The organism is Bacillus sp. ILBB4 (assembly GCF_035064545.1).
Taxonomy (GTDB): domain Bacteria; phylum Bacillota; class Bacilli; order Bacillales; family Bacillaceae_H; genus Priestia.
Window position 1 is genome coordinate 521,682 of record NZ_JAIQVD010000003.1, and the last position, 25,673, is coordinate 547,354.

A 25,673-nucleotide genomic window follows, 5' to 3' on the forward strand; every position below is an offset into this window, starting at 1 on the left:
TAAATAAGACTACTATAAATATTATTTCTGGATTTTTTAAGATTCTAATGTTTTAGGTCTTATTACACAACGGAAAGCAGGAGTACAAATTGAAAAGCTATCGTTTAGTAAGTTTCTCTACCTTATGTATCTGTCTACTTGTTTTATTCATTTCACCTTTTCAAGATACATCTAGTGCGTCAACTGATAAATATCAAAATTTCAAGCAGCTCTCACAGCACGAGTTTTCAGCTAGCTATAAAGTGACGACCAAAGAAACAAAAAGCCCTGTCCTTATCTTTGCTCCACACGGTGGAGGAATTGAAGGGGGGACAAGCGAAATTGCCAAAGAGCTTGGCAAACAAAATGCTCTTTACCTATTCGAATCGTTAAAGTCGAAAGGGTCACGAGACCTGCACCTCACAAGCACTCATTTTGATGAGCCCACAGCGCGTAAGATGGTAAGCAAGTATGATAATGTTTTATCACTTCACGGGTATTCTGGGAACGAAAAACATATTTTTGTGGGGGGAACTGATCGGGAGCGTGCAAAAAAATTAACGCAATTATTAAATCAAAATGGATTTCCCGCGGAACTGATTACAAAAGGGCACGATGAGATTGCAGGCATTAACCCTGGAAATATTGCAAATAAAAATCGTACCGGGAAAAGTATTCAATTGGAGATTAGCCAACCGCTGCGAAGTGCTATGTTTCATTCATTCTCTTCAAAAGGAAGAGCTTCGTCTAAAACTCAAACTTTTTATAGGTTTACAAATGTGCTTTCTACATTTGTTTCCGCTTCTTACTGAATCCAAAAAAGAATGCTTTCACAAGCATTCTTTTTTTATAAACTAGTTTCGCTACTCGTGACTTATAATAGGTTTCCAGTTAAAATCTTTTACATCTTGAACAGAGGGCTTTCTCACGTGCTGTAAGCTTTCTTTATTACACGCTCCATAAACTATAAAATTTTCCTGAGCTTCTATTAAAGAAATAGAGTTGGCTCCTAATTCGTTGGCATTCAGCTTTTGGTACGGATCGTCTTCCCAAAAACATATCTCACAAATATCATAGTCACCATCACTGTCTAACGATTGATAACCACAGCAAGGGCATGTATACTTTTTCATTGTTTCTATCCTTTCTGTATGGGATTTTAAGCTAGAAAAAAGTCAGCCATCTTATTTAACTATTTTACTATATTCAAGGATAGTCTGAAAGAATATTCAAAAAATTACAGCGGCACCTTCCCTAGAATTTGTGAACATTTTATAACGAATTGGTAATAGTTATTGTGAGACTGAGTAAAAAAGGAGTACACTTACTAGGAAAATAGATCGTGTTCGAGAACGTCTACATAAAAGCATTTTTGGATATGATGAAAAAAGAAAAAAGAGATAGGGAGTCATAAATATGAAAAAAATAATAGGTTTACTTTTAGCATGCTTTTTAGCTGTTCCGACAGTTAGTTTTGCTCATACACATGTACAAACAACAGTGCCGGAAAATGGTGCAACTGTTACAGCTCCTCTAAAAGAAATCAAATTAACCTTTGAAACACACATCGAGAAAATCAGTACTGTAACCGTTACAAAAGATGGACAAAAAATTTCACTTGCATCGCAAAAAGTAGAGGGTCATGATTTAATAGCTTCTCTCGATCAGCCTCTTGAAAACGGATCTTACACAGTGAACTGGGAAATTGTAGGGGAAGATGGTCATGTAATGAAAGATTCGATTGCTTTTAAAGTAGATGTGAAAGATGAAGCGAAAGAAGAGAATACTCAAGCAGCCGGAAAAGATAGTGAAAAAAAGCAAGACGCCACGCAATCCGAACAGCACCAAAAAAGTGCAGTAGCAAATGATGAAAAAACAGAGAACAATGATTCTTCATCATTTTTTGTTATCATGATTATTGCTATTGTAGTGGTGGTTGGAGCATTACTCTTAATCTTCAGAAAGAAAAAGGCTTAAAAAGATGAGTATTTTGTTGCCTGTTTTTGAGTGGTTCACATACGTAGGTCTTTCCTTATTATTAGGATTTGCTGTACTGCAATATGTACCTCTTACAAAAAAGCCAACAATTTTATTATCAAAGCGATGGCTACTTGCAAGTGCAGCGGCTGTCGCTATTTTTTCGGTTGGAAATTCGCTTGAGATTATTTTATCTTTTTCAAAAATAAGAGGGTTAGGTGAAACAGTTCGTCTTGTATTATTGGAAACAAGAACCGGACACGCCTGGATCTTTGTGGTGCTGATTGCTATTTTATGTATGGTTGCTGTTTCAATAGAGAGCCACCCTCATATGTATACATTACTGACTGTAGCCTTGGTGGGAGGAATCGCCTACGCAAGTCACGCAGCATCCGCTTCTGCGCTTAGCGGCATGCTTTCTCATTCTCTTCATATTTTAGCAGTTGGACTGTGGGGAGGGGTGGTTCTGATTGTTGCCGCTTTTTCAAAAGAAACCTCCAATTGGAAAAGTTTCTTAAGCTGGTTTACTCCTTTTGCAATCGCTTGTTTTGTGCTTCTTTCATTAAGTGGGTTCATTTCGATGGTCATTATCATGGGGCTTTCCAACTACGTAAATTCATGGGCTACAGATTACGGGCAGTCTCTTTTACTAAAGCATATTACGATTATTCCGCTGCTTGCATTTGCCGTCATCAATGGCTTTCTTATGAAAAAAACGATAAAACATCCAGAATATAAGCCCGTGATGTGGATTCGAGCAGAAAGCATTATTTTGCTTATCATTTTTTTATTTACAGCTATCATGGTGACGCAATCGCCGCCAACTAATATAAGTCATATGGCAATGGATTCATCGATTCTTCCGTTTATCTATGGGAAACAAGTGACGCTCCCTCTAACGTTTCACGTAACGATTGTAGGAATCCTATTCTTATTTGTCGCACTGCTGTTTTTTGTGTATTTACTTGTTTGTTTTTACAAAAAGACAGTATGGCTTAGCGTATTAAGTGCGGGTTTGTTTGTTTTTGCTTTTTATATTGCGATGATGACAAGTATTCAAGTCTAAAAACAGTGAGAAATATCTCACTGTTTTTTTATTAGCCATTAAAAGCTGTGTTATCTCTCGGGCCTTTTCCCGGAGAAGGAGGCATCGGCATATGGGAATTAGAACCAGAGCTAGAACCAGAGCCGGACGTAGAGCCGCTTGGAGGCGATATATTTCCTACGTTTCCAAAAATAATGATCCCGCCAGAAATTGTTCCAATAGAAACAGATTTAATATAAACAGACATTCTTATTCAACCTCTCATCTAGTAAAAGAGTTCAGTGTACCATAGTATATGACCAGCTTGTCATTTTCGTATAGACGAGTTTGAAAAATAGGTAAAAGCTTAGAAGTTCAGGTTGAGAAAGGAAATGGTGTAAAATAAGATAGAACTTTGAAGGTAAAGTGTGTGGTGTCTGCCTAAAGTGTGTATACCACCTATTAAAAGAATTAGAAAGGAACTAAGATGAATACGCAAAAAGGAATTCATTTTTCATTTAAAAAATTATGGTTGCTAACGACCCCTCCGACAGGAAAGCTACTCATTTCGTTTATACTGGCCTTAATTAATACCGGAGCGTCGCTTTCTATTCCTCTTGTCATTAAAGAAGTGATGGAGAAAATTGCAATAGGAGTCTCACCGCAGCTTATAGCAGGACTCCTTGTTTTATTTGCTGCTCAAATGGTAACAAGCGCAGTATCTCTTTATCTCCTTGCTCAAGTAGGGCAAGGTGTTGTAAAAGAACTCAGACATAAAGTGTGGAACAAGCTCATAAAGCTTCCGGTTTCATTTTACGACCAAAACCGTTCCGGTGAAATGGTAAGCCGCATTACAAATGATACAACCATTGTGATGAATTTATTGTCAACAGAAATGATTGACTTTGTTAAAAATATTTTATCTATTATCGTTGCCATTGTTATTTTATTTACGCTTGATGTACCCATGACGCTCATTTTATTAGCGGTTATTCCCGTTATGTTTGTACTGGTTATGCCGCTAGCGCGAAAAATACATAAAATTTCACGTGAGCAACAGGATAAAATGTCCAAGCTTACGGCTTTTTTAGCTCAAATGCTGAGTGAAATCCGCTTGATTAAAGTATCTGGTTCAGAGAAAAAAGAAGTTGATTCCGGCTTACAATCGTTTCAGTCACTCTACCTCTTCGGTGTAAAGAGAGCTAAAATTGAAGCCATCATTACCCCGATTATTAGCACGGTGATGACCGCTGTTATGATTGCCATCGTCGGGTTTGGTGCATACCGGGTGAGTGAGGGATTTATCACTGCAGGAGAGCTGGTGGCTTTTGTTCTTTACCTTTTTCAAATTATGGTTCCGGTTGGTTCACTTACCCGATTTGTTACGAGCTTTCAGCAAACCAAAGGAGCTTCAGAAAGAATCTTTGATATATTAGCTGAGAAAGAAGAGAACTATGAAAATGGAGAAGTGCTTGAACAGGTAGGGAGTTTAAGGTTCGATAAAGTTGCTTTTCAATATGAAGATAAACCAGTATTGCAGGAAGTTTCATTTTCTGCTAAAAAAGGAGAAGTTACCGCTTTTGTTGGACCTAGCGGAGCTGGAAAATCTACTGTTTTTTCGCTTATCGAACGCTTTTATGAGCCTTCATCGGGGCGCATATTCTTGGATGGAACAGACAGTCAAAACGTCAACTTACGTTCGTGGCGTCACCTGTTTAGCTATGTTCAGCAGGATTCTCCGATTTTAGCAGGAACAATTCGAGAAAATCTCATTTACGGATTAGAGCGGCATGTGACGGATGAAGAAATAGAAGAAGCAGCGAAGTTAGCGAATGCTCATCATTTCATTCAGTCCTTTGAAGCTCAATATGAAACAATGATTGGAGAAAGAGGTATTAATCTCTCAGGAGGACAGCGACAGCGTATTGCAATTGCCCGAGCGCTGTTACGCAATCCCCAGTTTTTACTACTGGACGAAGCGACAGCTAGCTTGGACTCCGAATCAGAAAAGCTTGTGCAAGAGTCATTGGAAACGGTAATGAAAGAACGCACATCACTCGTCATTGCCCATCGTCTATCTACGGTCATTAATGCGGACCAAATTGTTGTAATAGAAGAAGGGCAGGTTACAGGAAGCGGAACGCATAAAGAGCTGTTAGCCTCTCATTCTTTTTACCGGCGTTTGGTAGAGCAGCAGTTTCAAACATCCCTATAGAACAAACAAAAAAAGACTGCTTTCAAGCAGTCTTTTTTTAGTTTATTTATTTAGCTTTTTGACTAATTCATCACCCATTAACTCAGAAGAAAAAGGATCTCGGCTTGTGACAATTTGATCATTTGCCCAAACGGCATATGCTTTTTTATCCATCTCAGGGATGTAGTTAGCCACTTCACGAAGTTCTTGTTCTAAACTGTATGGTAAAAAGGGAAGTACTTCTTCCGGTTCGATTTCATCAGGATAACCGGTTACGTCTAGTCCTTTAATTAACAGTTCATCATCGGATCCTTTCAAGAAAGCAAAAACAGAAGGTCCGTGACACTCAGCTGCTAAAATACCTCCGTTGTCGTACACTTTGTTCATAAGTGCATGCAAGTCCACATTTTTTGCTAAGTCAAACATAGCGCCGTGGCCGCCTACTACTAAAATAACGTCATAGTTCTCAGCATCTACTTCTTCAAGTTTCATTGTCTGATCCGCTCTTCCTGATTCATATAATTGCTTATACATTCCGTCTGGATCAAAGTCTTCTGAAATACTTCGAACGTCTACTTCCGGCTTACCTCCAAAAGGTGAGGCTAAATCAACGGTGTGCCCTGCGTCCTCAAGCTTTTGCAGCGGAGCAAATAATTCTTCTGCCCACCAACCTGTGTGATAATCTTTCTCTTCGTATCCGCTTGATAATACAGCTAACACTCTTGCCATGTTTATACCTCCTAAATAATGTAAAACGTATAGTGATACATATCATGTATTCATTGTGAACTGTACCCTATATAAAAAAACTTTAAACAATGGCAAGTTATGAAAAGGTAGCGTGAATCATAAACAAAACCAAAAAAGAGATAGCAAATTTAAGATGCCACTTTTTATCTGTACGCTTATAGCGCTTCACGCCCATCACGAGTAAACAAGCTAGAACAGCCATCGTAATAATTCCTGAAAAGTACGTAAAATTTGCTTGAAATCCTTTTATTAAAGCCATATAACCATGTAAAATAATCAAGGCTGTTGATATAAGAGCAATGGGAACGTGCCACTGACGAACGTACTTGGCTAAAAATTGGATAAGCGGTTTTAACTCAAAATTTCCTTTTTTTATGTGCGATAACGGTTTCCATTTTAATAATAAAAAAATAGGATAAATGGCTAAAGCTGCAAAGAAACCAATTCGTGCGATTGAACCAAGCTCTTTAAAATTCCCTTCATATACTTTAGAATCGAGCGGAAGGGAATGTTTATAAATAGGGATGTAAATAAGCCCTGCTACAACTAGTAAAAAAGAGATAGTAAAGATAAAGATCACTTTTTTGCGCTCACTTTTATTTTTAATCAATGTCTGTAGCCATGATTTTTTAGCTGGAGATTTAGCTGAATTCATTTTCTTCCTCCTTGGAAAAAACTAGTTAGTATCAGTGTGAACTTTTTTCCTTAAAAAATCTTTAAAAATCCTTCTTTTTTAGAAAAATTCATTTTTTTCTTTGCAATACGCGTTATAGTTAAACAAAGGGTTTAAAAAGGAGATGAATACATGAAAAAAAGAATAAGTATATCTATAATCAGTCTTTGTTTACTTTTAACGGCCTGTGGTCAGGAACCTGCTCAAAGCACAAATGCTGAGCAGCCAAAACCGTTGGACGTAAATCTTCAAGGCCCAGGGGCGTTACAGAAAAATGAAAGCGGTATCTACAAAGCCGAAGTTACATATGGAGACAAAAAAGTGAAAAATGATGATGTTGAAATGATTGAATTTGAAATAGAGAAAAAAGATGGCGAAGGGAAAGGGAAGATGTTAAAGCCTAAACAAGTAGGAGAAGGTGTATATGAGATACAAACATCTTTCTCTGAGCCTGGCACATATACCGTGCAATCACATGTTTCTGCAAAAGGGACGCATAACATGCCTCTTATAACCGTTACGGTTAAATAAAAGAAGTCAAGGATTCTAATTCCTTGGCTTCTTTTCGTTTAGTATGTCCATTGAATTCCCATTCTACAAGGGGAAAAGGTTATTTGGAATAGGATGATTTTTTCTATCATCAATTAAAGTAATGCACTGAGCCAGCTGTTCAATTCCTCGTTTGATCGTATTCGTATTTACTTGTGAGATGCTTAATCGGAGAAGAGTGTCTCGTTTGTATTCTGGTAAAAAAAATCTAGAAGCATCATCAACATATATGTGCTGCTCGTTTAGCATGTGAACGATCTGTTTTGCTGTCACATGCTCAGGCAAACTAATGGATAAATAGAATCCTGAAGTTGGTTTAGAAAAGTGTGTATGAGCGGGTAGCAGTGAATCACATGCTTCTACAAGAGTTTGCATTTTGGTATGGTATACCTCTTTTATCTTTTTAAGATGACTAGTAAACATGCCGCTTTTTAAATAAATTTCTAGAGCACCTTGGGAAAGCGCTGAGCTATTAAAATCTGAACTGAACTTATATCGTAAAAAGTTGCTATTCATTAACGTAGGAAGCACGACAGCAGCAATACGTAACCCAGGAAGAAAGATTTTCGAAAAGCTTTTAATGTAAATAACTCGTCCAGAAGGATTAAAAGAAAATAAAGGATCTGATTTTGCATCGGGATCAAGGTCACCCAAAAAGTCATCTTCCACTATATATACATCGTATTTTTCGGCTAGCTCCACGATTTTTTTCTTCTCAAAATTTGTATAACAATGCCCAAGAGGATTGTGAAACCTTGGAATAATATAGAAAAATTTTATGTCATTATTTCGAAAAAGGTACTCCAAACGATCAAGATCAATCCCTTCCATCGATAGCTCGATCCCAAAAGCAGTAGCTTGGTGCAGCGTAAGAGACTCGATAAAACCGAAATAAGTGGGCTGTTCAATCAGGATATTATTTTTTCCATTTGGAAATGGCATAGAAACTAATAAGTGAAGAGCTTGCTGAGACCCGGATACAACAACTAACCTTTCAGCTTGAGTGAACACCTGTAGGTTCTGCAAGTGTTTCACTAACTGTACCCGTAATGAGTAAGAGCCTTGTTGATCAGAGTATGTAAAAAGCTCTTCTTTGTAGTGTTCAATCGCTTGGTTTATACAATGCTGAAATTCAAGATAAGGCATAACGTTTTTATCTGGACCAGCAGACAAGAAATCAATCACTTCATTTTCATTCGTCCTATGTTGAAATTCTGCCACAACGTAGTAGCCGCTTTTAGGAACAGAATAAATTAAATGCTCTTTTTCTAGTTCACTGTACGCTTTGATAACGGTATTCTTGCTGCACGAAAAATGTTGGGATAGTCGGCGAACAGAAGGGAGTTTACCACCTGCAATAAGCGATCCATTTGCTAGGCCAAGCTTAATTTCTTCCATGATTTTCAGATATTTTAAACTCATAGGTCCTACTCCTTTAATTTGTACCCGTACAGATAGGGAAAAGAATGATTTATTTTACTAGTTGTCCTGCGCTATCCTTTTAATTATATCAGAACTTTTTTTAGAAAAATGGTACAGTTCTGAAAAATAAAAAGACAGGGGTAGGGTAAGATGCAAAAAGAAACGAGAGAGAAAATGGGCTTATTGTTGGGGTTAGTAGGCGTTATCTGTTTTAGCTTAACCCTTCCTTCTACAAGCATTGCAGTGGAGTATTTCGGAACGACAGTCGCAGGTTTAGGAAGAACAGCTGTAGCTGCTGTTTTAGTAGCTGTGATATTGATTGTACGAAAAGAAAAATTTCCTTCTCTTCGCCAATTTAAAAGTCTGCTGATAGTCGCTTTAGGCGCAGTTTTAGGGTTTCCTCTGCTCACTTCTTGGGCAATGAAATCCTTGCCTGTTTCTCACGGAGCGGTTGAACTCGCTCTTTTACCATTAGCCACAGCCGGTTTTGCGATGTTTAGAGGGGGTGAACGTCCTTCTTTAAAATTCTGGGTCTCAAGTATAATCGGTTCGGCAGCTGTTATCGTGTATGCTCTTCACCTCGGATTCGGTCAACTGCAGTTTGCTGATGCAGCTTTACTAGCAGCGGTGCTGATACTTGGACTGAGCTACGCAGAAGGAGGGGGGTTAGCAAGAGAATTAGGCAGCTGGCAAGTAATTGCCTGGGCCATTATCATCGGTGCACCATTTTTTATGATTCCAGTGGGACTAAGCATTACAGCTGAAATGCTCCATGCGCCTTTACAAGCGTGGGCTAGTTTGATTTATCTCTCAGTAGTGAGTCAATTTTTAGCATACGTTGCTTGGTACAGCGGGATGGCTATGGGTGGAATAGCCAGAGTTAGCCAGGTTCAATATTTACAGCCATTTTTAATGATTCTGTTTGCAGCTCTATTTCTAGGTGAAACAATTACACTTTTTACTCTTGCTATAGCAATAATTGTTGTCTTTTCGGTTGTCCTAGGCAAAAACGCTTCGGTGTCAAAAAAAGAAGTGCATCCACAGAAAATGGTAAATAAAGACGCTTAACTAATATGTAAATTTGTTATATTAAAACAACATGCTCTATTCCCGTTAGCAATCAGCAGGCTCATTGGGTCTCCTGTGTTCTCTATGCAAGTTTCAAGAGCCAAAAGATAAGAAATGAATGAATTTCCTATGTAAAAAAGGTATATAACGGTTTTTTTTTACATAGGTTGAACATTATACAAGAACTTGTACACCAAAAAATACAATTAGACAAATAATTCGTATAAAGCTTGTCATATACATAGAGAGAAGAGGTAGTGATGAAAAAGGACGGGAAATAGAGGAGATAACGAGATGAACACTTTTTTGAAAGGAACGTTTATTCTAGCAGGTGCTGCCTTTGCAGGAGAGTTAATTGAATTTCTTGTAAATATGGTACTTGCTAGAGAATTAGGAAGGGAAGGCATGGGCATGTACATGACTGTTCTTCCTATCATTTTTCTTATTGCCACCGTAGCTAACTTAGAACTGCCTATTTCTATTTCTAAATTTTTGGCTGAACATCATCGCAAAGAACATCAGCATATGATGAAGCATGCCACCATTTTTGCGACTGCTGTGAGCTTGGGAATCTTTTTTATTACACTGGCCGTATTAGCAGCCTTTCCATTTTTTAGTCACTATCATCCTTACTTGAAATGGGTCGTACTATGTTTCATTCCGGTTGTTTCATTTTCAGCGGTGCTTCGTGGATATTTTACGGGTAAAAATAATATGACGACTATCGCTGTGTCTAATTTTATCCGCAAAGCCTTTCAGCTAACGATTTTATTTATTGTTTTTCAAATGTTTGCTTTCACAGATGTTAAAATGTCGCTGTTTATTGCGATTTGTACGCTAATTGGAACCGAAGCTGTTATTTTACTTTATTTTTTTATCACGTATGTTACTCAGTTAAGTGTTTTATCAAGAGGGCACAGACCTCTGCTTTCTCCAAGTGAGATTCGGAAAAAGCTGTTAGGCGTCTCACTTCCGACCACGGGACTGCGTTTATTTAATGCGGTATGTAATGCTATTCAGCCGTTTTTAATCAAACACGCGCTCGTTTTATCGGGCATGACTTTAACCGGGGCAACGCAGCATTTTGGTATGCTAACAGGGGTAGCGATGTCGATCGGATTTTTTCCAGCTTTCTTTGCTCATTCTCTTTTAGTGGCACTAATACCTGCTGTATCTGAAGCTCATGCGAAAAATCAGGAAGAACAGCTTCAAAGATTTTTGACTCAAAGTATGCAAATGACATTTTTATATGGGATTCCGTCTATAGTGGCGATGTATTTCTTTGCTGAGCCGCTTACTAACTTGTTTTTTCATTCTACAGAGGCCGTGTACTATTTAAAGGCTTTATGGCCGTATTTTCTTTTTCACTTCTTTGCCGTCCCGCTTCAAGCTTATTTAATTGGACTTGGCTATGTAAAAGATGCTTTTTATCATACGATTTGGTCTCATATTGTATCTTTTTCCCTGATGTTTTTCTTAGGATCACAAACAAATATTGGCATGCAGGGAATTATTATCGGGATGAACTGTGGCGTGGTTGTCTTGACCGTTCTGCATTATGTAACGATTTGCAAAGTCATTAACGTTTCCTTTTTTTCACTTAAGCATAAAACGCATTTATCTTAAAAAAACCTCCAACAGTGAAGTTGGAGGTTTTTTGGTTACCAGTTATTCATAATTGAGCTAAACAGTGTAGCAGGGTCTTGTCCGCCGCCGCCTGATAAGTATTTCGTTGTTTGCGTAGAATTAGCATTATCAAAGCCAGCGTGGATAGAAACGACTGCATCATCGGTATACCCGACAAACCAAGCATCTTTGACATCGTTGGTTGTACCGGTTTTACCTGCAGCATCTCGTGAAGAACGAGCGTTAACACCTGTTCCATAGCTTTTTTCAATTACATCCTGTAGCATGGATGTCATTGTATCCGCATTTTCTTCACTCATTACTCGCTCTGTCTGAATGTCTGGCTTTTTCACTTCACCGTCGCGCATCTCAATTTTTCGAATTGCGTACGGCTTAGTCATGACGCCTTTGTTAGCAAAAGTTGTATATCCTTGTGCTAACTGAAGGGGAGAGAACGTTGTGGTCGTTCCTCCCAGAGCAAGCCCTAATTTTGACTTATCGTCATCTTCAAGAGGAAGTCCAGCTTTTTCCATGAATTTTGCGCTTGTATCAATACCAATTTGTTTTAAAAGCCAAACAGCTGGAACGTTAAGCGAACGAGTAAGTGCTTCACGCATTGTCACATGCTTTTGATATTCACCTTCTGCGTTTTTAGGGCTATATCCACCGCCAAAGTCTTGTCGTTCGTCACTTAAGAGTGAAGTTGGTGTATAATCTCCAGTTTCTAAGGCTGGACCATATACGGCTAAAGGCTTAATAGCTGAACCAAGCTGATAGCCGCTTGTAGCACGGTTTAAGCCGTTTCGCTCATAGCTGCGTCCTCCATACATCGCTGAAATTCCACCTGTTTTAGGGTTAACAGCCGAAATCCCAACCTCTACTTTGCTGTTGATGGCATCATCTCGGAACGTATGATTTGCTACAGAGTTATTAATCGATTCCTGTAAATTAGGATCTAAATCTGTATAAATGGCATAACCACCCTTATAAAGGTCATCAGCAGATACTCCATACTGTTGAGCAGCTTCGTTAATTACATAATCAATAAATGCTTGATTTGAGTTCGGTTTTTTAACCGGAATACTAGGCTTGACTACACGTTCGTTTAACGCTTGCTGATACTGAGTATCACTAATAACGTTTTGGTCATGCATCAGTTTCAATACAACGTTTCGTCGGGCTGTCGCTTTTTCTGTACTATTGCTTGGTGAATACGTACTCGGCGCTTTTGGCAGTCCTGCTAAAAGCGCAGCTTCGCCTACGGTTAAATCTGATACAGGCTTATTAAAATAAAGCTGAGAAGCTGCACCAATACCATATACACCGCTTCCGAAATAAATTTGATTTAAATATAATTCCAAAATTTGATCTTTTGTAAATTGTCTTTCTAAGCCTAGTGATAGAAACATTTCATCTACTTTACGTTTAATGGTCTTATCACTAGATAAGTAAAGATTTCTTGCTAACTGCTGTGTAATGGTACTTGCGCCTTCAGCTTTACTCATTGTTACAATGTTCTTAAAAAGGGCGCGGCCAATACCTTGTAAATCAATCCCAAAATGCTTGTAAAAGCGACGGTCTTCCGTTGCAACAAACGCCATTTTTACATAATCGGGAATTTCATTGCTCGAAACATTTTGACGGGGAACGGTTTTATACAATTCGTCAATCTTACGGTCATTTTTGTCATAGACTACCGTACTTTGAACCGACTGCAGTTTCGAGTAAGATAAATCAGCCGTTTGCTGAAATTGCTTTAATACATAGGTAACTCCTAGCATTACAATTAAAACAACGACTAAAAAGGCTAAAATAAATTTCCTCATGTTGGTTCACTCCACTAAGTAATAATTCCATGTTTACACATAGCTACATTCTTCGTCTTTACAAGGTCGTTATGTAAAGAATGCTAAAGTTTGTTGATCCATTCAATCTTTTAACAGAGAGATGGATGATAAAGTATTAACGTTCACAAGCTGACGCGCTAAGTTTAATAAAGGCTATTATTCAAGTGCAGGTAAGTTTTTAGGGTATAAGATGATTGACATAAATAGCTCTTTACGCAGTTATTTTTTGCTTACTCGCAGATGTTTCGTTTTTTTATTAAACTGAAACAAAGTGAAATACAATCATCTGAACTTAGTTTACCCATAAATTTGTGTTTGTCAAATAAAGTCGTATAAAGCACCATTCGGGGCTTTGTTCCCCTTTATGAAAAAACAAGCTGGTATTTTACGTTCTGTTTCTCATAGAAAAAAGTTGTTATAACACGTATAAGAAATAAGATTTAGTACGTTCGGGTATAAATGCTGATATCTGTTGAAAGTAACGAAATAAAGCAAAAATTAACTAATTTATCAGACTAGGGCACTTTTTATACGAAGGAGGACGGGCGAGTTTTAATCATTATCCACCTTTTGACGGGAGCACTTAGCTAAAAGTGGAATATTTCTTTCCCCGTTGTAAGTCAAACGAATTAAATACCTAGCTGCATATGAGCAATGGCTGTATGAAGTTATTCAGTATTATGTGATACTGCCAGCAAAACATACAGGTATTTCTTTGACAGTAGTTCCTTTACAAATGCTTCGAAAGTTCTTATAATAAATTTATCTTTAATTCGAGATATTTAAAAGGAGTGGATATACGTGAAACATATTTTTAAAAAAGGAACGGACGAGACGAAACCGACTTTGTTGCTGTTGCATGGTACAGGAGGTACAGAACAAGATCTGCTTCCTGTTGCAGATATGATTGATTCCTCTTGCTCGGTATTATCTGTAAGAGGAAATGTACTAGAAAACGGAATGCCCCGTTTCTTTAGACGTTTACAAGAAGGAATATTTGATATAGAAGATTTAATTGAACGTACAACAGAACTTCATCAATTTTTAGACGAAGCGGCTGAAACATATTCATTCGACCGACACAACATCGTAGCTGTAGGCTACTCAAATGGTGCCAATATTGCAGGAAGTTTGCTATTTCATTATGAGAATTCTTTAAAAGGGGCGGCTCTTCTTCATCCGATGGTTCCAAGAAGAGGAGTTGAAGTGCCTAAGACGGACGCCTCTATCTTTATCGGCGCAGGCACAAACGACCCTATTTGCCCAGCATCAGAAACAGAAGAACTTTCTGCGCTTTTAGAAAAAGCCGGAGCAGACGTACAGGTGCATTGGGAATCATTTGGACATCAGTTAACACGAACAGAAATTGAAGCAGCTGAAAAATGGTATCGGTCAAAATTTTAATTTAAAAACTTTCCGCACTCGTGCGGGAAGTTTTTTTATTTTTAAAAAATAATGACAGTTATCGTACAAAAGATAGATATAAATGGTAAAAAGTACTTTTTTTACTGAATGAAGGGAAATTTTATGATATCATTTTATTTCCGGTATATCTTTGCAGAACAGCTATTTTTAGGTAAAGTATCAAATTATTTTAAAATTCCTGGTTTCTATCACAAAAAAATGAAACCAAAGTCTGAGTAAACCGTTATAATAAATGCAGGATTTAAATTCAAAAGGATGGTTAAAAGCATATGACTCGTTTTTTTATTGTTTTACTTTTCGTTCTAATGGTTATATGTGTATATACCATTATTTCGCAAACCCTTTATCGTCGCTATCATTCATCAGTCATAATAAAAGGGGAAAAAAAGCATAAAATAGCTATAACATTTGACGACGGGCCTCATCCTGTTTATACACCAAAAATTTTGGACTTGTTCAAACTGCATGAAATGAAAGCTACTTTTTTTATTGTGGGAGAACTAGGGGAGAAACACCCGTCTATTTTAAACAGAATGATCGATGAAGGACATGAAGTAGCTATACATCATCATCGTCATGTGAGTGCATGGACGCAAACACCTTGGCAATTAAAAAGACAAATTCATCAATGTGCACAGGTTATAAAGAAAGTAACAAATCAAAAGCCGCTTTTTTATCGTCCCCCGTGGGGACATTTAAATATGAGCAGTTTATCAATGGCCAAGCCATATCACCTTGTGATCTGGACAGGAATCTTTCAGGATTGGACACTAAAAACAACGAAAACGGCATTAGTTCAAAAACTAATGCGTAAAGTAGAAGATGGAGCCATTTTTGTGTTACACGATAATGGAGATACCCCGGGAGCAGATGAAAAAGCACCTGAAATGACGATTGCGGCGTTAGAAGAATTTTTACCTTACTTAAAACAGCAAGGGTATGAAAGTATAACCATGCAGCAATTGATGAATCAATCGTAAATAGAGGAGCGAGCAGTGGACTTAACAATTATTTCTCAGTATATACATTCCTATGGTTATATTGTTATTTTACTTGTACTTTTTTGTGGGATTGTTGGAATTCCAGCGCCTGAAGAATCATTTTTAATATTATTAGGCATGTTTATTGCCAAACATCAGCTGAACTTATACGAATCATCTCTTTTTGCTTTTTTAGGTGTTATAACTGGAATGCTTACTGCTTACGGGCTAGGAAGGTATGCGGGAACCCCATTTTTTGATAAATACGGAAAATACGTAGGGTTAACCAAAGAGAAAATTGAAGCGGCAAGCGGCAGCTACCATAAATATGGGATATGGACCATTTTATTTGGTTTATATATTCCAGGCTTGCGTCAAATTAGCCCATATATGGCGGGAATAAGTCGCTATCCGTTTTTGCTTTATTTATTGTTATCGGTAGTAGGAAGTCTAGTATGGGTCCTTTCTTTTCTAATTCTAGGTTACTACGTAGGAGATCGAATTCATATTTCGTATATTATCATGGGCGCTGTAGCTTTTTTTGTCATTTATTTACTTATAAAAAGAAAAAGAAACCGAAAACGTCTTGAGAGGAGGGATGGTCAATGAGGAAGGTTTTATTCTTACCGCTTTTTCAGATGCCATCTGGTCATCACCAAGTAGCAGACGCCGTTATGGATGCCATCATGGAGCGTTTTTCGCACGTTATTTGTCAAAAAATTGATTGTTTAAGCTATTGGAGCAAACCGCTTGAACAAATGATTTCATCGATATACATGAAATGGATTTCTGTTTTTCCAAAGCAGTTTGAAAAATTTTATTACGGTCATGTATACAAAAAAAACGACCATACGATGGATGATTTTGTTGTGAAAAAGTGGCCGATTATCGAATATCATATGAAAAAATTAATTGATGCAGAGCAGCCGGACGTCATTGTTTGTACACACAGCTTTCCTTCCTGTGTATTAAGCGGGTTAAAAGAAAAAGGAATCATTGATCTTCCTATTATAAACGTATACACAGACTTCTTAGTAAGCGACGTATGGGGTAAAAATGGAATTGAGCTTCACTGCGTGCCTGATCAGGATACAAAAGCGTTTTTACAAAACGTTCACGGTGTAAAAGAGTCTTCTATTTATGTAACGGGCATTCCCGTTCATAAAGCGTTTTTAAAAAGACGGATTGACCATCTCATGCCACAGAAACATATACTGATTGCCGGAGGGAATTCCGGCCTTGGAAATGTACGCAAAATGCTTCAGCAGCTTCCGCAAAACTGTACGTATATGTATTATGTGCTGTGCGGAAAAAACAAAAAGTTGTATCAAGAACTAATAAAATTGAACCACCCGAGAATTAAAGCGGTCTCGTATGTAAAATCGAGAGAGAAAATGAATGATTTATATGAGGGAGCAGATGCCATTGTCACAAAAGCGGGGGGAGTGACAATTAGCGAAGCCCTTCACAAGAGACTACCTATTTTTATTCACTCATCTCTTCCCGGTCAAGAACAAATTAACATTGAATATCTAAAAGAAAAAGAGCTGCTGATACCGCTTAATGATGCTGAAGCCTTTGAACAGCAGCTTAAGAACATTTTAGAAAATGATGTGAAACGAAACCGGTTGATAAAACGGATGGACGAATATGTAGACAGCTTAGAAGTAAAAGTAGATCGCGTGCTTGCAGATCACTTTAAGCTGTATCGATATGAGACAAGTCAAAATCAATTTTAAGCAGAACATTGGTTATTTCTTTTTACATTCGATAAACTAACTGTAGAGATAACATCTGTAGAAGGTTAGATGAAGTAAAAGGAGATTATAATATGAACTCAGTTATTGAAACGATTTTAAATCATCGTTCTATTCGCAAATATGAAGACAAACCATTGTCGGAAGAGCAAATTCAGACGATTGTAGAAAGCGCACAGGCAGCTTCCACATCAAGCTATATTCAAGCGTATTCCATTATTGGAGTAAAAGATAAAGAAACGAAGCGAAAGCTTGCTCAATTAGCAGGAAATCAGCCTTACGTAGAAACAAATGGACACTTCTTTGTATTTTGCGCTGACTTTCATCGTCATGATGTCATTGCGGAAATGGAGAAAAAAGATTTATCGACAGCGCTCGAAAGCACAGAGCAGTTTATGGTAGCTATTATTGACGTTGCCCTTGCTGCGCAAAATGCAACGCTTGCTGCTGAATCAATGGGACTTGGAGCTTGTTACATTGGCGGTTTGCGTAACGAATTAGAAGAAGTAAGCAAATTGTTAAAACTGCCTCATCATGTAATCCCGTTATTTGGTCTAACGGTTGGACATCCAGCGGGTATTACGGATAAAAAGCCGCGCTTACCATTTAAACATGTGTATCATGAAGAAACATATGAGCCGAATGATGAGCAGACGAAAAAAGAATTAACAGCGTATAACGAAGAAATTTCTGCTTATTACAACGAAAGAACAAATGGCAAACGCCAAGACACATGGACTGGTCAAATGGCTGAAATGCTTTCCAATCCTAAGCGTATGTATATGAAAGAATTTGTTGAAAAGCAAGGATTTAACAAGAAATAAAAAAGCTGGGACAAAAGTAGTTTAGCCGAATTGAAAAGCGAACCGCTGATCAAAATTTTTGATTAGCGGTTCGTTTTTTTTGTTATGAAAAAAACTTAATATACCCGTTAAATGATCAATAAAAAAGAAGAGGCATAGCCAGCAATGGTAGAGAAATTTAACTATTTTAGTAAAAACAACAATAAAAAGCAGTAAAAAGTAGAAACATTTCATCATATAGCCAAATTATCAGAAATATTACGATTGAATGTTCTGTTTTGTTAAGTTTTGTAATAAAAGTAGCACGGCTCTGTAACGGCTGTGAAATGTGAGGATGATATCATTCAATCATTGAGTAAATAAGGAGGTATTCTTAATGAAAAAATTTATATTTACTCTAGGAACAACAGCAATCCTTTCAGCAGGATTTGTAGGTGCAGCTTCTGCTTCTACAAGCGGAACGTATCACGTAGAAAAAGGTGATACGTTATGGAAAGTCGCTCAAAAGCACAGCGTGAGCGTAGACGAGCTAAAAGATGCAAACAACTTAACATCTAATATTATTTATCCAAATCAAGAATTAAACGTAGCTACTATAAAAGAAATGACGCACAAAGTTCAGCAAGGAAACACATTATGGTCCATCAGTCAGCAATATGGCGTGACGGTAGATCAAATTAAAGAATGGAACGGACTGAAGTCAGATTTAATTTATCCTGGCGAACAATTAAAAATTCAGTCTCCAAACGGTCAAGCTCAGCAATCAAGCCCTTCAGTAGCCCAAGCTGCTCCAGAAGCTCAGCAAGCTCAAGCACCGGCTGAACAAGCTCAAAAAGAGCAGCAGCAGGCTCAAGCTGAACAGGCTCAAAAAGAGCAGCAGCAGGCTCAAGCTGAACAGGCTCAAAAAGAGCAGCAGCAGGCTCAAGCTGAACAGGCTCAAAAAGAGCAGCAGCAAGCTCAAGCTGAACAGGCTCAAAAAGAGCAGCAGCAAGCTCAAGCTGAACAGGCTCAAAAAGAGCAGCAGCAAGCTCAAGCTGAACAGGCTCAAAAAGAGCAGCAGCAAGCTCAAGCTGAACAGGCTCAAAAAGAGCAGCAGCAAGCTCAAGCTGAACAAGCTCAAAAACAACAACAACCTGCTGAATCGTCACAACAAGCCAGCGGCAAATCAATGACAGTTGAAGCAACTGCCTATACGGCTAATTGTGCTGGATGTAGCGGTACAACTGCTACAGGAGTGGATTTAAAAGCAAATCCAAATCAAAAAGTAATCGCTGTTGACCCTAGTGTTATTCCATTAGGTTCGAAAGTTTATGTAGAAGGCTATGGTGAAGCTGTAGCTGCCGATACAGGTGGAGCAATTAAAGGCAATCGAATTGATGTATTCGTTCCTTCTGAAGGTGATGCTCAACAGTTCGGAAGAAAATCTGTTAAAATCACGGTTATGAACTAAGAAGTTCTTTATAAAATTGCTAGTCTAGTATAGAAATACATAGCTAGTAAAGCAAAAGAGGTGCCATAAGGCACCTCTTTTTACTTTATAATACGCTTTGCGCCCGCATAGCTGTTTTTCCAGTACGCTGTTGAAAGTGATTGCGTTTTAACGCCTTTGCTGCTGACATAAATGAATTCTTGTTTGTCTAGGTAAATTCCTACGACTGAAACGGATTTGCCGTTTTTAAAGAAAACTAAATCTCCAGCCTGCAGGCTGTTTTGCTTTACGTCCGTGCCGCTTTTATACTGATCTGCTACTGTACGGGGGATAGAAATATTTGAACCCGCGTTTTTATATACATACTGTGTGTACCCTGATACATCAAAACCTTTTGGTGTCGTACCTCCATATTTATATGGCTTTCCAATTAGCGTTTTGGCATACGATACAATTTGCTGCTGTTTTGCACTAACAGAAGCTTGAGGTGCTGGAGCCGGAGAAGATGCGCTTGTACTTTTCACTTTCAGCACTTGTCCAACTTTTAGCGCATCTGTTTTTAAATTGTTTAATTTTTTTAATTCAGCTACCGTCATGCCGTACTTTTTAGCGACTGCTGTCAGCGTGTCTCCTTTTTTCACCGTGTAGGTGCCATTACTATCAGCCGGTGTAGATGGAGCTGTTGGTGAAGGTTGAATATCTTCATCAAGCAAATAACTCATATTTGCGTTAAACGTTACTTTTCGCTTCGTTTTATAGCTCTTCGCTTTTTGCTGAAATTGCGTATTGTATGCGTTGATTTCTTTTTCAAAATTTGCAGAGATCTTATTAAATTCCGCGTCACTTACATCTCCATACGCATAGTCTTCAAGATCCACAATGTAATTGTAAAGAGCAATTAAGCTGTCGTATAAATACCCTTGAAGCTGATCAGCTTCTGAATTAAGGTGATTCATCGCATAATTTTTATCAGTCTTTGTTAGAAACTGGTCAATTTGATCCGCAAGCTGATCATATGCCGCTAACGCTTTTTCGTCATCTTTTATTCCTTCAATTTCTTTTAGCTTTTTTTCTACGGTTTTATAAAATGGTGCGTAATAATCTGCTAGCGAATTAACGTCTTTTTGATAAACGCTGACAGAAGAAGCAGCATAAGCAGAGTGACTAAAAACAGGCGTTGCCACCGATGCTCCTACTAAAACAGATGCTGCTATAAATGGTACAAGTAGTTTCTCTTTTTTCATTTGTAAAGTCCCCCAAATATCCAAATAATAGTATAGCAGATAGATTATACTATACTAGGTTATAAAAGAACTAGTACTTTTCCTTTAATTTCATATTTTTTAGCAGTTTGCGTACCTGATAGAAGATAATCTGAAGAACAAAGAAAATATGTGATACAATGTACAAATATTCAGTTAAAAAGGAAGTGTACGATATGCAGCAATTTATCAAAGAAATAGCGCGTGGAAAAAGAGGATCAACTGACTTAACGTATGAACAAGCAAAAGAAGCAGCTCGCTTAATTGCTTCTGGACAAGCTACGGATGCTCAGATCGCTGCTTTTTTTATCGCAGAACGTATTAAAACTGAAAATGCAGATGAACTATTGGGATTTGTTCATGCTTTTCGCGAAAAAACAAAAGAAATACCGCTGTCTCAGCCGTTAAAAGATAAATCAATTGATTTTGCAAGCCCTTATGCAGGGAGAAATTCATTTTTTGCGACCATTCCTGTATCGATTTTATTAGCTGAAAGAGGTGTGCCAGCTTTTTTACACTGTACAGAAGCACTTCCTCCAAAGTTTGGAACAACGATTGAAGACGTACTTCATTCATTACAGATCCCTCAAGCTCAAACGATTGAAAACATCAGTCATGCGTTTGAAACGTTAAAAATTGGCTTTGTAAATGCCGAAACAATTTCTTATCCTCTTAGTCGCATCAAAAAAATTCGTCATGAAATTGGTGTAAGGACACTTATTAATACGGTTGAAAAACTACTAAACTTATCGAATGCTTCTTCTTTAATGATGGGGGCTTTTCATCGTACGGCCATTAATAAGATTGTGCCTATTTTTGCTTCTCTGCCTTTCAAACACGTATACGTGGTACAAGGGATAGAAGGATCAGAAGATGTACCTGTACATAGAAGCAGCTTTGTTTTTACTATCTCAGAAGGAGAGATGGAGTCGTTTATTGTCAATCCAAAAGAATACGGACTGTTTGTGGAAGAAGAGCACTTTGAAAAGAAAATAAGCGTTGAAAAACAAGCGGAATATGTGACGCGCATTCTGGAGGGTGAATCTTCTTCCGAACTGACTTACGTCTATAATCAAGTAGTATTAAACGCTGGCTTGCGCTATTATTTATTTGGCTATGAAGCTTCTATTGAAAAAGGAGTAGACTATGCAAAACGTCAGCTAGCTGAAGGTTTGGGCTGGAAACACCTGCAGAAATGGAAAACACAAGCGATTTCAGAAGAGTAAAAGGTGAGCAAACATGCTCATCTTTTTTTATCGGAAGAGATAAATCCTTTGTTTTTTATCAGAAAATTTACTATAATTAGTTATGTATTTGTGTTAGAAAATGTAACATTTGATGTTAATAAGAAAATAGATTAGCAGAAAGGAAGCTTTCATTGAAACTTACGTCGAGAGAACAAGAAAAATTAATGATTGTCGTAGCTGCAGACTTAGCAAGACGCCGTCAAACAAGAGGAGTAAAACTTAATTATCCCGAAGCAGTAGCTATTATTACATATGAAATTATGGAAGGAGCTCGTGATGGCAAGACGGTAGCACAGCTAATGCGAGAAGGGACCAAGATTTTAAAACGAGAAGATGTAATGGAAGGTATTCCGGAAATGATTCATGATATTCAAGTGGAAGCTACCTTTCCAGATGGAACCAAGCTCGTCACTGTGCACGATCCAATTCGTTAAGAGGAGGGAAAGATATGATTCCAGGGGAATATTTCTTAAAAAAAGACCCAATCACATGTAATAACGGAAAGAAATCAATTAGCGTGACTGTAATCAACAGAGGCGATCGACCTGTTCAAGTAGGGTCACACTTTCATTTTTTTGAAGTGAATGCTGCGCTCGAATTCCCCCGCGAAGCTTCGCTTGGCTATCATTTAAATATTCCGGCCGGTACAGCCGTTCGTTTTGAACCAGGTGATGCAAAAGAAGTCGATCTCGTTGCTTTCTCCGGAACAAGAGAAATCTACGGTCTTAACAATAAAACAAACGGATCGCTTTCTGATAGAAAGGAAGATGTATAAGATGAGTTTTCAAATGTCGCGACGTCAGTATGCAGATATGTTTGGACCAACCGTTGGAGATGCTGTTCGTTTAGCAGACACAGAGCTATTTATTGAAATTGAAAAAGATTTCACAACATATGGAGATGAAGTGAAGTTCGGCGGAGGAAAAGTCATTCGTGACGGAATGGGGCAGCATCCTCTTGCAACACGAAGCGAAGCAGCGGACTTAGTGTTGACAAATGCAATTATTGTTGATTATACAGGCATATATAAAGCAGATATTGGAATAAAAGATGGACTCATTCAAACCATCGGAAAAGCGGGCAATCCCCTGCTGATGGATGAAGTAGACATCATCATTGGTGCGAGTACAGAAGTGATTGCAGCAGAAGGGAAAATTGTAACCGCCGGCGGTATTGATGCACATATTCATTTCATTTGTCCGCAGCAAATTGAAACTGCTCTTGCCTCTGGAGTTACAACAATGATTGGAGGAGGAACGGGACCGGCTACAGGAACAAAAGCTACAACTTGTACACCCGGAGCGTGGCATATTGAACGAATGCTTGAAGCCGCTGAAGCATTCCCAATGAATATTGGCTTTTTAGGAAAAGGGAATGCAAGTGCTAAAGAGCCTTTAATTGAGCAAATTGAAGCAGGAGCGATTGGACTAAAGCTTCATGAAGACTGGGGAACCACGGCATCTGCCATTGACACAAGCTTACAGGTAGCAGACGAGTACGATGTTCAAATTGCGATTCATACAGATACTTTAAATGAAGGCGGCTTTGTCGAAGATACGATTGCAGCGATTGGCGATCGAGTCATTCATACCTATCATACTGAAGGAGCTGGAGGCGGACATGCACCTGATATTATGGAAATGGCAAGCTTTCCAAACGTGCTTCCATCATCAACTAATCCAACAAGACCCTATACTGTCAACACGCTTGAAGAACATTTAGATATGCTCATGGTATGTCACCATCTTGATCCCTCTGTACCAGAAGACATCGCTTTTGCTGATTCTCGCATTCGCAAAGAAACGATTGCAGCTGAAGATATTTTACACGATTTAGGTGTATTCAGTATGATTTCTTCAGATTCCCAAGCAATGGGACGTGTAGGAGAAGTGATTACAAGAACGTGGCAAACAGCTGACAAAATGAAAAAGCAGCGCGGGAAACTTGATGGTGACAGCGAAGCTGGCGATAACGCACGTGTCAAACGCTATGTAGCTAAATATACGATTAATCCAGCTATTGCTCATGGAATTTCCGAATACGTAGGATCAGTAGAAACAGGGAAAATGGCTGACTTAGTCCTATGGGAGCCAGCGTTTTTTGGAATAAAGCCTGACTTGATTGTAAAAGGCGGTTTGATTGCACACAGCTTAATGGGAGATCCTAACGCTTCAATTCCAACTCCACAGCCGGTTTTATACCGTCCGATGTTTGCTTCTTATGGAAAAGCAAGAGCTAAAACGTCTTTTACGTTTGTGTCAAGAGCAGCGTACGAGAACAAAGTGGGCGAGAAACTGGGGTTGCAAAAGCTGCTTAAACCGGTCAAAAATATTCGTCAATTAAAAAAAACAGATATGAAGTTAAACGGGGAAATGCCTAAAATTGAAGTTGATCCCCAAACGTACGAAGTCAAAGTAGATGGACAAATGATTACATGTGAAGCAGCAGAAGTTGTGCCTATGGCGCAGCGATACTTTTTATTTTGAGGTGAAAGAAATGGTAATCGAAAAAATTATCGGAAATATGGCAACATTAGAAAAAAGGGCTCCGCATATAGAAAAGGTATATATCGAAAGTGATCACTTAGTAAAACGAGTTCAGCGCGTTGTAACAGATCACGGTAAGGAACTAGGAATTCGTCTAAAAGAAAATCGCGAGCTCACTGATGGCGACGTGCTGTTTATGGATGAAAGCAATATGATTGTTGTGCAGGTGCTGGCAGACGATATTTTGACGATTCAGCCGATTGATATTCAGCAAATGGGAGAAATTGCTCATCAGCTTGGCAACCGCCATTTGCCGGCACAGTTTGAAGGTGGAGACATGCTCGTACAGTACGATTATTTAGTCGAAGAATTGCTCCGGCAGCTTGATATTCCCTATAAGCGCGAAAAAAGAAAAGTAAAACAAGCTTTTAAGCATATCGGACACAGTCATGACTAATTCATTGCTTTCGCTGATTCAACTATGTGATTCAAATTTTCCATCCGGTGCATTTTCACATTCGTTTGGCTTTGAAACGTATATTCAGCGAAACCAAATTTACAACACAGAAACCTTTCAAGAAGCGCTTCGTACATACCTTGATGTTCAGCTGACGTATACGGACGGCTTAGCATGCAGACTGGCTTATGAGTATGCGGCTCATGACCAGTTGAACGAAATTATGAGAGTGGATCATGAATTATACGCTCTTGCTTTGTCAAAAGAAACAAGAGAAGGGACAAGACGCGTGGGCCAGCGCATGTTAAAACTTTGCTTAGAGTTATTTCAAGGCTCTTATTTAGAAAAGTATATGAGTGAGGTAAAAGCAAAGAAGGCGTATGGACATCCTGCTGTTGTATTTGCGTTAGCCAGCCTGCAGTTAAATATCACAAAAGAAGACGCAATTTTAAGTCACTTGTACGCTAGCATTTCTTCGTTAATCCAAAATGCTGTTCGCGGCATACCGATCGGTCAAACGGATGGACAAAAAACGCTCGTTCTTTTTCAGCCGCTGCTGCAGCACGCACTTCAGCATATTTTACAAGCAGATCAAGAGGAATTTGGTGCCGTGACACCAGGGTTAGAAATCGCTCAAATGCAGCATGAACAATTGCATGTCCGATTGTTCATGTCATAAAAAAGGAGGGAAGGCCTTCTAACGATGAAGGCGTAAAAA

26 protein-coding genes are annotated in these 25,673 nt (G+C 38.4%); 19 read left to right on the plus strand and 7 right to left on the minus strand.

Annotation, left to right across the window (positions count from 1 at the left end; translation table 11 throughout):
• Positions 1–89: 89 nt before the first annotated feature.
• Positions 90–791 (plus strand): poly-gamma-glutamate hydrolase family protein, encoded by a 702-nt coding sequence (locus tag LAV82_RS14885; RefSeq protein ID WP_029322617.1) that lies wholly within the window; start codon positions 90–92, stop codon positions 789–791.
• A 51-nt stretch (positions 792–842) separates the two neighbouring features.
• Here the strand turns inward: LAV82_RS14885 and LAV82_RS14890 are convergent, their stop codons facing one another.
• The gene (locus LAV82_RS14890; protein ID WP_013057680.1) at positions 843–1,112 is read right to left on the minus strand and encodes a CPCC family cysteine-rich protein; all 270 of its coding nucleotides are present in this window, start codon (positions 1,110–1,112) and stop codon (positions 843–845) included.
• Between the two features lie 283 nt (positions 1,113–1,395).
• Here LAV82_RS14890 and LAV82_RS14895 point away from each other — a divergent pair, with 283 nt between their 5' ends.
• Positions 1,396–1,956, plus strand: coding sequence for a copper resistance CopC family protein (locus tag LAV82_RS14895; RefSeq protein ID WP_013057679.1), 561 nt, complete (start codon positions 1,396–1,398; stop codon positions 1,954–1,956).
• Positions 1,957–1,960: 4 nt separating this feature from the next.
• Positions 1,961–3,022 carry a CopD family protein gene (locus LAV82_RS14900; RefSeq protein WP_231101747.1) on the plus strand — a complete coding sequence of 354 codons (1,062 nt, stop codon included), beginning with the start codon at positions 1,961–1,963 and terminating at the stop codon, positions 3,020–3,022.
• Positions 3,023–3,053: 31 nt separating this feature from the next.
• On the opposite strand, the gene LAV82_RS14905 is transcribed toward LAV82_RS14900, so the two are convergent.
• On the minus strand, positions 3,054–3,248 hold the full coding sequence (locus LAV82_RS14905; RefSeq protein ID WP_029322613.1) for a hypothetical protein: 195 nt from the start codon (positions 3,246–3,248) through the stop codon (positions 3,054–3,056).
• A gap of 219 nt (positions 3,249–3,467) precedes the next feature.
• Between LAV82_RS14905 and LAV82_RS14910 the strand changes: the two genes are divergently transcribed.
• The gene (locus tag LAV82_RS14910; RefSeq protein ID WP_013057676.1) at positions 3,468–5,195 is read left to right on the plus strand and encodes an ABC transporter ATP-binding protein; all 1,728 of its coding nucleotides are present in this window, start codon (positions 3,468–3,470) and stop codon (positions 5,193–5,195) included.
• 42 nt (positions 5,196–5,237) lie between these two features.
• Here LAV82_RS14910 and LAV82_RS14915 read toward each other — a convergent pair whose 3' ends face one another.
• Complete coding sequence (locus LAV82_RS14915) at positions 5,238–5,903, minus strand: type 1 glutamine amidotransferase domain-containing protein (RefSeq protein WP_098547985.1); 666 nt, start codon at positions 5,901–5,903, stop codon at positions 5,238–5,240.
• 97 nt (positions 5,904–6,000) lie between these two features.
• Positions 6,001–6,579, minus strand: coding sequence for a hypothetical protein (locus LAV82_RS14920; RefSeq protein ID WP_064471829.1), 579 nt, complete (start codon positions 6,577–6,579; stop codon positions 6,001–6,003).
• Between the two features lie 150 nt (positions 6,580–6,729).
• Here LAV82_RS14920 and LAV82_RS14925 point away from each other — a divergent pair, with 150 nt between their 5' ends.
• The gene (locus LAV82_RS14925) at positions 6,730–7,128 is read left to right on the plus strand and encodes a FixH family protein (protein ID WP_328127996.1); all 399 of its coding nucleotides are present in this window, start codon (positions 6,730–6,732) and stop codon (positions 7,126–7,128) included.
• Positions 7,129–7,191: 63 nt separating this feature from the next.
• On the opposite strand, the gene LAV82_RS14930 is transcribed toward LAV82_RS14925, so the two are convergent.
• A complete protein-coding gene (locus tag LAV82_RS14930; protein WP_211077933.1) occupies positions 7,192–8,568 on the minus strand; it encodes an aminotransferase-like domain-containing protein in 1,377 nt (458 codons plus the stop codon).
• Between the two features lie 150 nt (positions 8,569–8,718).
• Here LAV82_RS14930 and LAV82_RS14935 point away from each other — a divergent pair, with 150 nt between their 5' ends.
• Complete coding sequence (locus LAV82_RS14935; protein WP_211077934.1) at positions 8,719–9,636, plus strand: DMT family transporter; 918 nt, start codon at positions 8,719–8,721, stop codon at positions 9,634–9,636.
• 294 nt (positions 9,637–9,930) lie between these two features.
• On the plus strand, positions 9,931–11,262 hold the full coding sequence (locus LAV82_RS14940) for a polysaccharide biosynthesis protein (RefSeq protein ID WP_211077935.1): 1,332 nt from the start codon (positions 9,931–9,933) through the stop codon (positions 11,260–11,262).
• A 35-nt stretch (positions 11,263–11,297) separates the two neighbouring features.
• Here the strand turns inward: LAV82_RS14940 and LAV82_RS14945 are convergent, their stop codons facing one another.
• Entirely contained in the window at positions 11,298–13,088 is a 1,791-nt protein-coding gene (locus LAV82_RS14945; RefSeq protein WP_029322600.1) for a transglycosylase domain-containing protein, read from the minus strand.
• Between the two features lie 822 nt (positions 13,089–13,910).
• Here LAV82_RS14945 and LAV82_RS14950 point away from each other — a divergent pair.
• The 6 genes from LAV82_RS14950 (at position 13,911) to LAV82_RS14975 (ending at position 19,524) form a co-directional block, all read left to right on the plus strand.
• Positions 13,911–14,513 (plus strand): alpha/beta hydrolase, encoded by a 603-nt coding sequence (locus tag LAV82_RS14950; protein ID WP_029322598.1) that lies wholly within the window; start codon positions 13,911–13,913, stop codon positions 14,511–14,513.
• Between the two features lie 290 nt (positions 14,514–14,803).
• Positions 14,804–15,514, plus strand: coding sequence for a polysaccharide deacetylase family protein (locus LAV82_RS14955; RefSeq protein WP_013057666.1), 711 nt, complete (start codon positions 14,804–14,806; stop codon positions 15,512–15,514).
• A 15-nt stretch (positions 15,515–15,529) separates the two neighbouring features.
• A complete protein-coding gene (locus tag LAV82_RS14960) occupies positions 15,530–16,123 on the plus strand; it encodes a DedA family protein (RefSeq protein ID WP_013057665.1) in 594 nt (197 codons plus the stop codon).
• Entirely contained in the window at positions 16,120–17,253 is a 1,134-nt protein-coding gene (locus LAV82_RS14965) for an MGDG synthase family glycosyltransferase (RefSeq protein ID WP_013057664.1), read from the plus strand. The genes LAV82_RS14960 and LAV82_RS14965 overlap by 4 nt, the downstream gene beginning before the upstream one ends.
• Before the next feature lie 92 nt (positions 17,254–17,345).
• Positions 17,346–18,095, plus strand: coding sequence for an oxygen-insensitive NADPH nitroreductase (gene nfsA / locus LAV82_RS14970; protein WP_013057663.1), 750 nt, complete (start codon positions 17,346–17,348; stop codon positions 18,093–18,095).
• Positions 18,096–18,450: 355 nt separating this feature from the next.
• Positions 18,451–19,524: a 3D domain-containing protein gene (locus LAV82_RS14975; protein WP_499716345.1), complete on the plus strand. Its 1,074-nt coding sequence runs from the start codon at positions 18,451–18,453 to the stop codon at positions 19,522–19,524.
• An 80-nt stretch (positions 19,525–19,604) separates the two neighbouring features.
• Here LAV82_RS14975 and LAV82_RS14980 read toward each other — a convergent pair whose 3' ends face one another.
• Positions 19,605–20,747 (minus strand): C40 family peptidase, encoded by a 1,143-nt coding sequence (locus tag LAV82_RS14980; RefSeq protein WP_211077938.1) that lies wholly within the window; start codon positions 20,745–20,747, stop codon positions 19,605–19,607.
• A 194-nt stretch (positions 20,748–20,941) separates the two neighbouring features.
• Here LAV82_RS14980 and LAV82_RS14985 point away from each other — a divergent pair, with 194 nt between their 5' ends.
• The 6 genes from LAV82_RS14985 to LAV82_RS15010 all read left to right on the plus strand — a co-directional run bounded on the left by LAV82_RS14985 (position 20,942) and on the right by LAV82_RS15010 (position 25,634).
• Positions 20,942–21,991: an anthranilate phosphoribosyltransferase gene (locus LAV82_RS14985; protein ID WP_029322589.1), complete on the plus strand. Its 1,050-nt coding sequence runs from the start codon at positions 20,942–20,944 to the stop codon at positions 21,989–21,991.
• A 152-nt stretch (positions 21,992–22,143) separates the two neighbouring features.
• A complete protein-coding gene (locus LAV82_RS14990) occupies positions 22,144–22,446 on the plus strand; it encodes an urease subunit gamma (RefSeq protein WP_499716346.1) in 303 nt (100 codons plus the stop codon).
• Positions 22,447–22,460: 14 nt separating this feature from the next.
• Positions 22,461–22,787 carry an urease subunit beta gene (locus tag LAV82_RS14995; RefSeq protein WP_013057658.1) on the plus strand — a complete coding sequence of 109 codons (327 nt, stop codon included), beginning with the start codon at positions 22,461–22,463 and terminating at the stop codon, positions 22,785–22,787.
• A 1-nt stretch (position 22,788) separates the two neighbouring features.
• Positions 22,789–24,498 (plus strand): urease subunit alpha, encoded by a 1,710-nt coding sequence (ureC, locus tag LAV82_RS15000; protein ID WP_029322587.1) that lies wholly within the window; start codon positions 22,789–22,791, stop codon positions 24,496–24,498.
• Between the two features lie 10 nt (positions 24,499–24,508).
• Positions 24,509–24,955 carry an urease accessory protein UreE gene (gene ureE / locus LAV82_RS15005; RefSeq protein WP_013057656.1) on the plus strand — a complete coding sequence of 149 codons (447 nt, stop codon included), beginning with the start codon at positions 24,509–24,511 and terminating at the stop codon, positions 24,953–24,955.
• Positions 24,948–25,634: an urease accessory protein UreF gene (locus LAV82_RS15010; protein ID WP_499716347.1), complete on the plus strand. Its 687-nt coding sequence runs from the start codon at positions 24,948–24,950 to the stop codon at positions 25,632–25,634. Before ureE ends, LAV82_RS15010 begins: the two co-directional genes overlap by 8 nt.
• Positions 25,635–25,673: the final 39 nt, after the last annotated feature.

Coding starts and splice junctions, on each gene's coding strand:
- ureE (WP_013057656.1), top strand. CDS start 24,509: ATGGTAATCGAAAAAATTATCGGAAATATGGCAACATTAGAAAAAAGG.
- LAV82_RS14905 (WP_029322613.1), bottom strand. CDS start 3,248: ATGTCTGTTTATATTAAATCTGTTTCTATTGGAACAATTTCTGGCGGG.
- LAV82_RS14995 (WP_013057658.1), top strand. CDS start 22,461: ATGATTCCAGGGGAATATTTCTTAAAAAAAGACCCAATCACATGTAAT.
- LAV82_RS14965 (WP_013057664.1), top strand. CDS start 16,120: ATGAGGAAGGTTTTATTCTTACCGCTTTTTCAGATGCCATCTGGTCAT.
- LAV82_RS14920 (WP_064471829.1), bottom strand. CDS start 6,579: ATGAATTCAGCTAAATCTCCAGCTAAAAAATCATGGCTACAGACATTG.
- LAV82_RS14925 (WP_328127996.1), top strand. CDS start 6,730: ATGAAAAAAAGAATAAGTATATCTATAATCAGTCTTTGTTTACTTTTA.
- LAV82_RS14955 (WP_013057666.1), top strand. CDS start 14,804: ATGACTCGTTTTTTTATTGTTTTACTTTTCGTTCTAATGGTTATATGT.
- LAV82_RS14945 (WP_029322600.1), bottom strand. CDS start 13,088: ATGAGGAAATTTATTTTAGCCTTTTTAGTCGTTGTTTTAATTGTAATG.
- LAV82_RS14915 (WP_098547985.1), bottom strand. CDS start 5,903: ATGGCAAGAGTGTTAGCTGTATTATCAAGCGGATACGAAGAGAAAGAT.
- LAV82_RS15010 (WP_499716347.1), top strand. CDS start 24,948: ATGACTAATTCATTGCTTTCGCTGATTCAACTATGTGATTCAAATTTT.
- LAV82_RS14985 (WP_029322589.1), top strand. CDS start 20,942: ATGCAGCAATTTATCAAAGAAATAGCGCGTGGAAAAAGAGGATCAACT.
- LAV82_RS14940 (WP_211077935.1), top strand. CDS start 9,931: ATGAACACTTTTTTGAAAGGAACGTTTATTCTAGCAGGTGCTGCCTTT.
- LAV82_RS14900 (WP_231101747.1), top strand. CDS start 1,961: ATGAGTATTTTGTTGCCTGTTTTTGAGTGGTTCACATACGTAGGTCTT.
- LAV82_RS14980 (WP_211077938.1), bottom strand. CDS start 20,747: ATGAAAAAAGAGAAACTACTTGTACCATTTATAGCAGCATCTGTTTTA.
- LAV82_RS14890 (WP_013057680.1), bottom strand. CDS start 1,112: ATGAAAAAGTATACATGCCCTTGCTGTGGTTATCAATCGTTAGACAGT.
- LAV82_RS14895 (WP_013057679.1), top strand. CDS start 1,396: ATGAAAAAAATAATAGGTTTACTTTTAGCATGCTTTTTAGCTGTTCCG.
- LAV82_RS14910 (WP_013057676.1), top strand. CDS start 3,468: ATGAATACGCAAAAAGGAATTCATTTTTCATTTAAAAAATTATGGTTG.
- LAV82_RS14975 (WP_499716345.1), top strand. CDS start 18,451: ATGAAAAAATTTATATTTACTCTAGGAACAACAGCAATCCTTTCAGCA.
- LAV82_RS14935 (WP_211077934.1), top strand. CDS start 8,719: ATGCAAAAAGAAACGAGAGAGAAAATGGGCTTATTGTTGGGGTTAGTA.
- ureC (WP_029322587.1), top strand. CDS start 22,789: ATGAGTTTTCAAATGTCGCGACGTCAGTATGCAGATATGTTTGGACCA.
- LAV82_RS14930 (WP_211077933.1), bottom strand. CDS start 8,568: ATGAGTTTAAAATATCTGAAAATCATGGAAGAAATTAAGCTTGGCCTA.
- nfsA (WP_013057663.1), top strand. CDS start 17,346: ATGAACTCAGTTATTGAAACGATTTTAAATCATCGTTCTATTCGCAAA.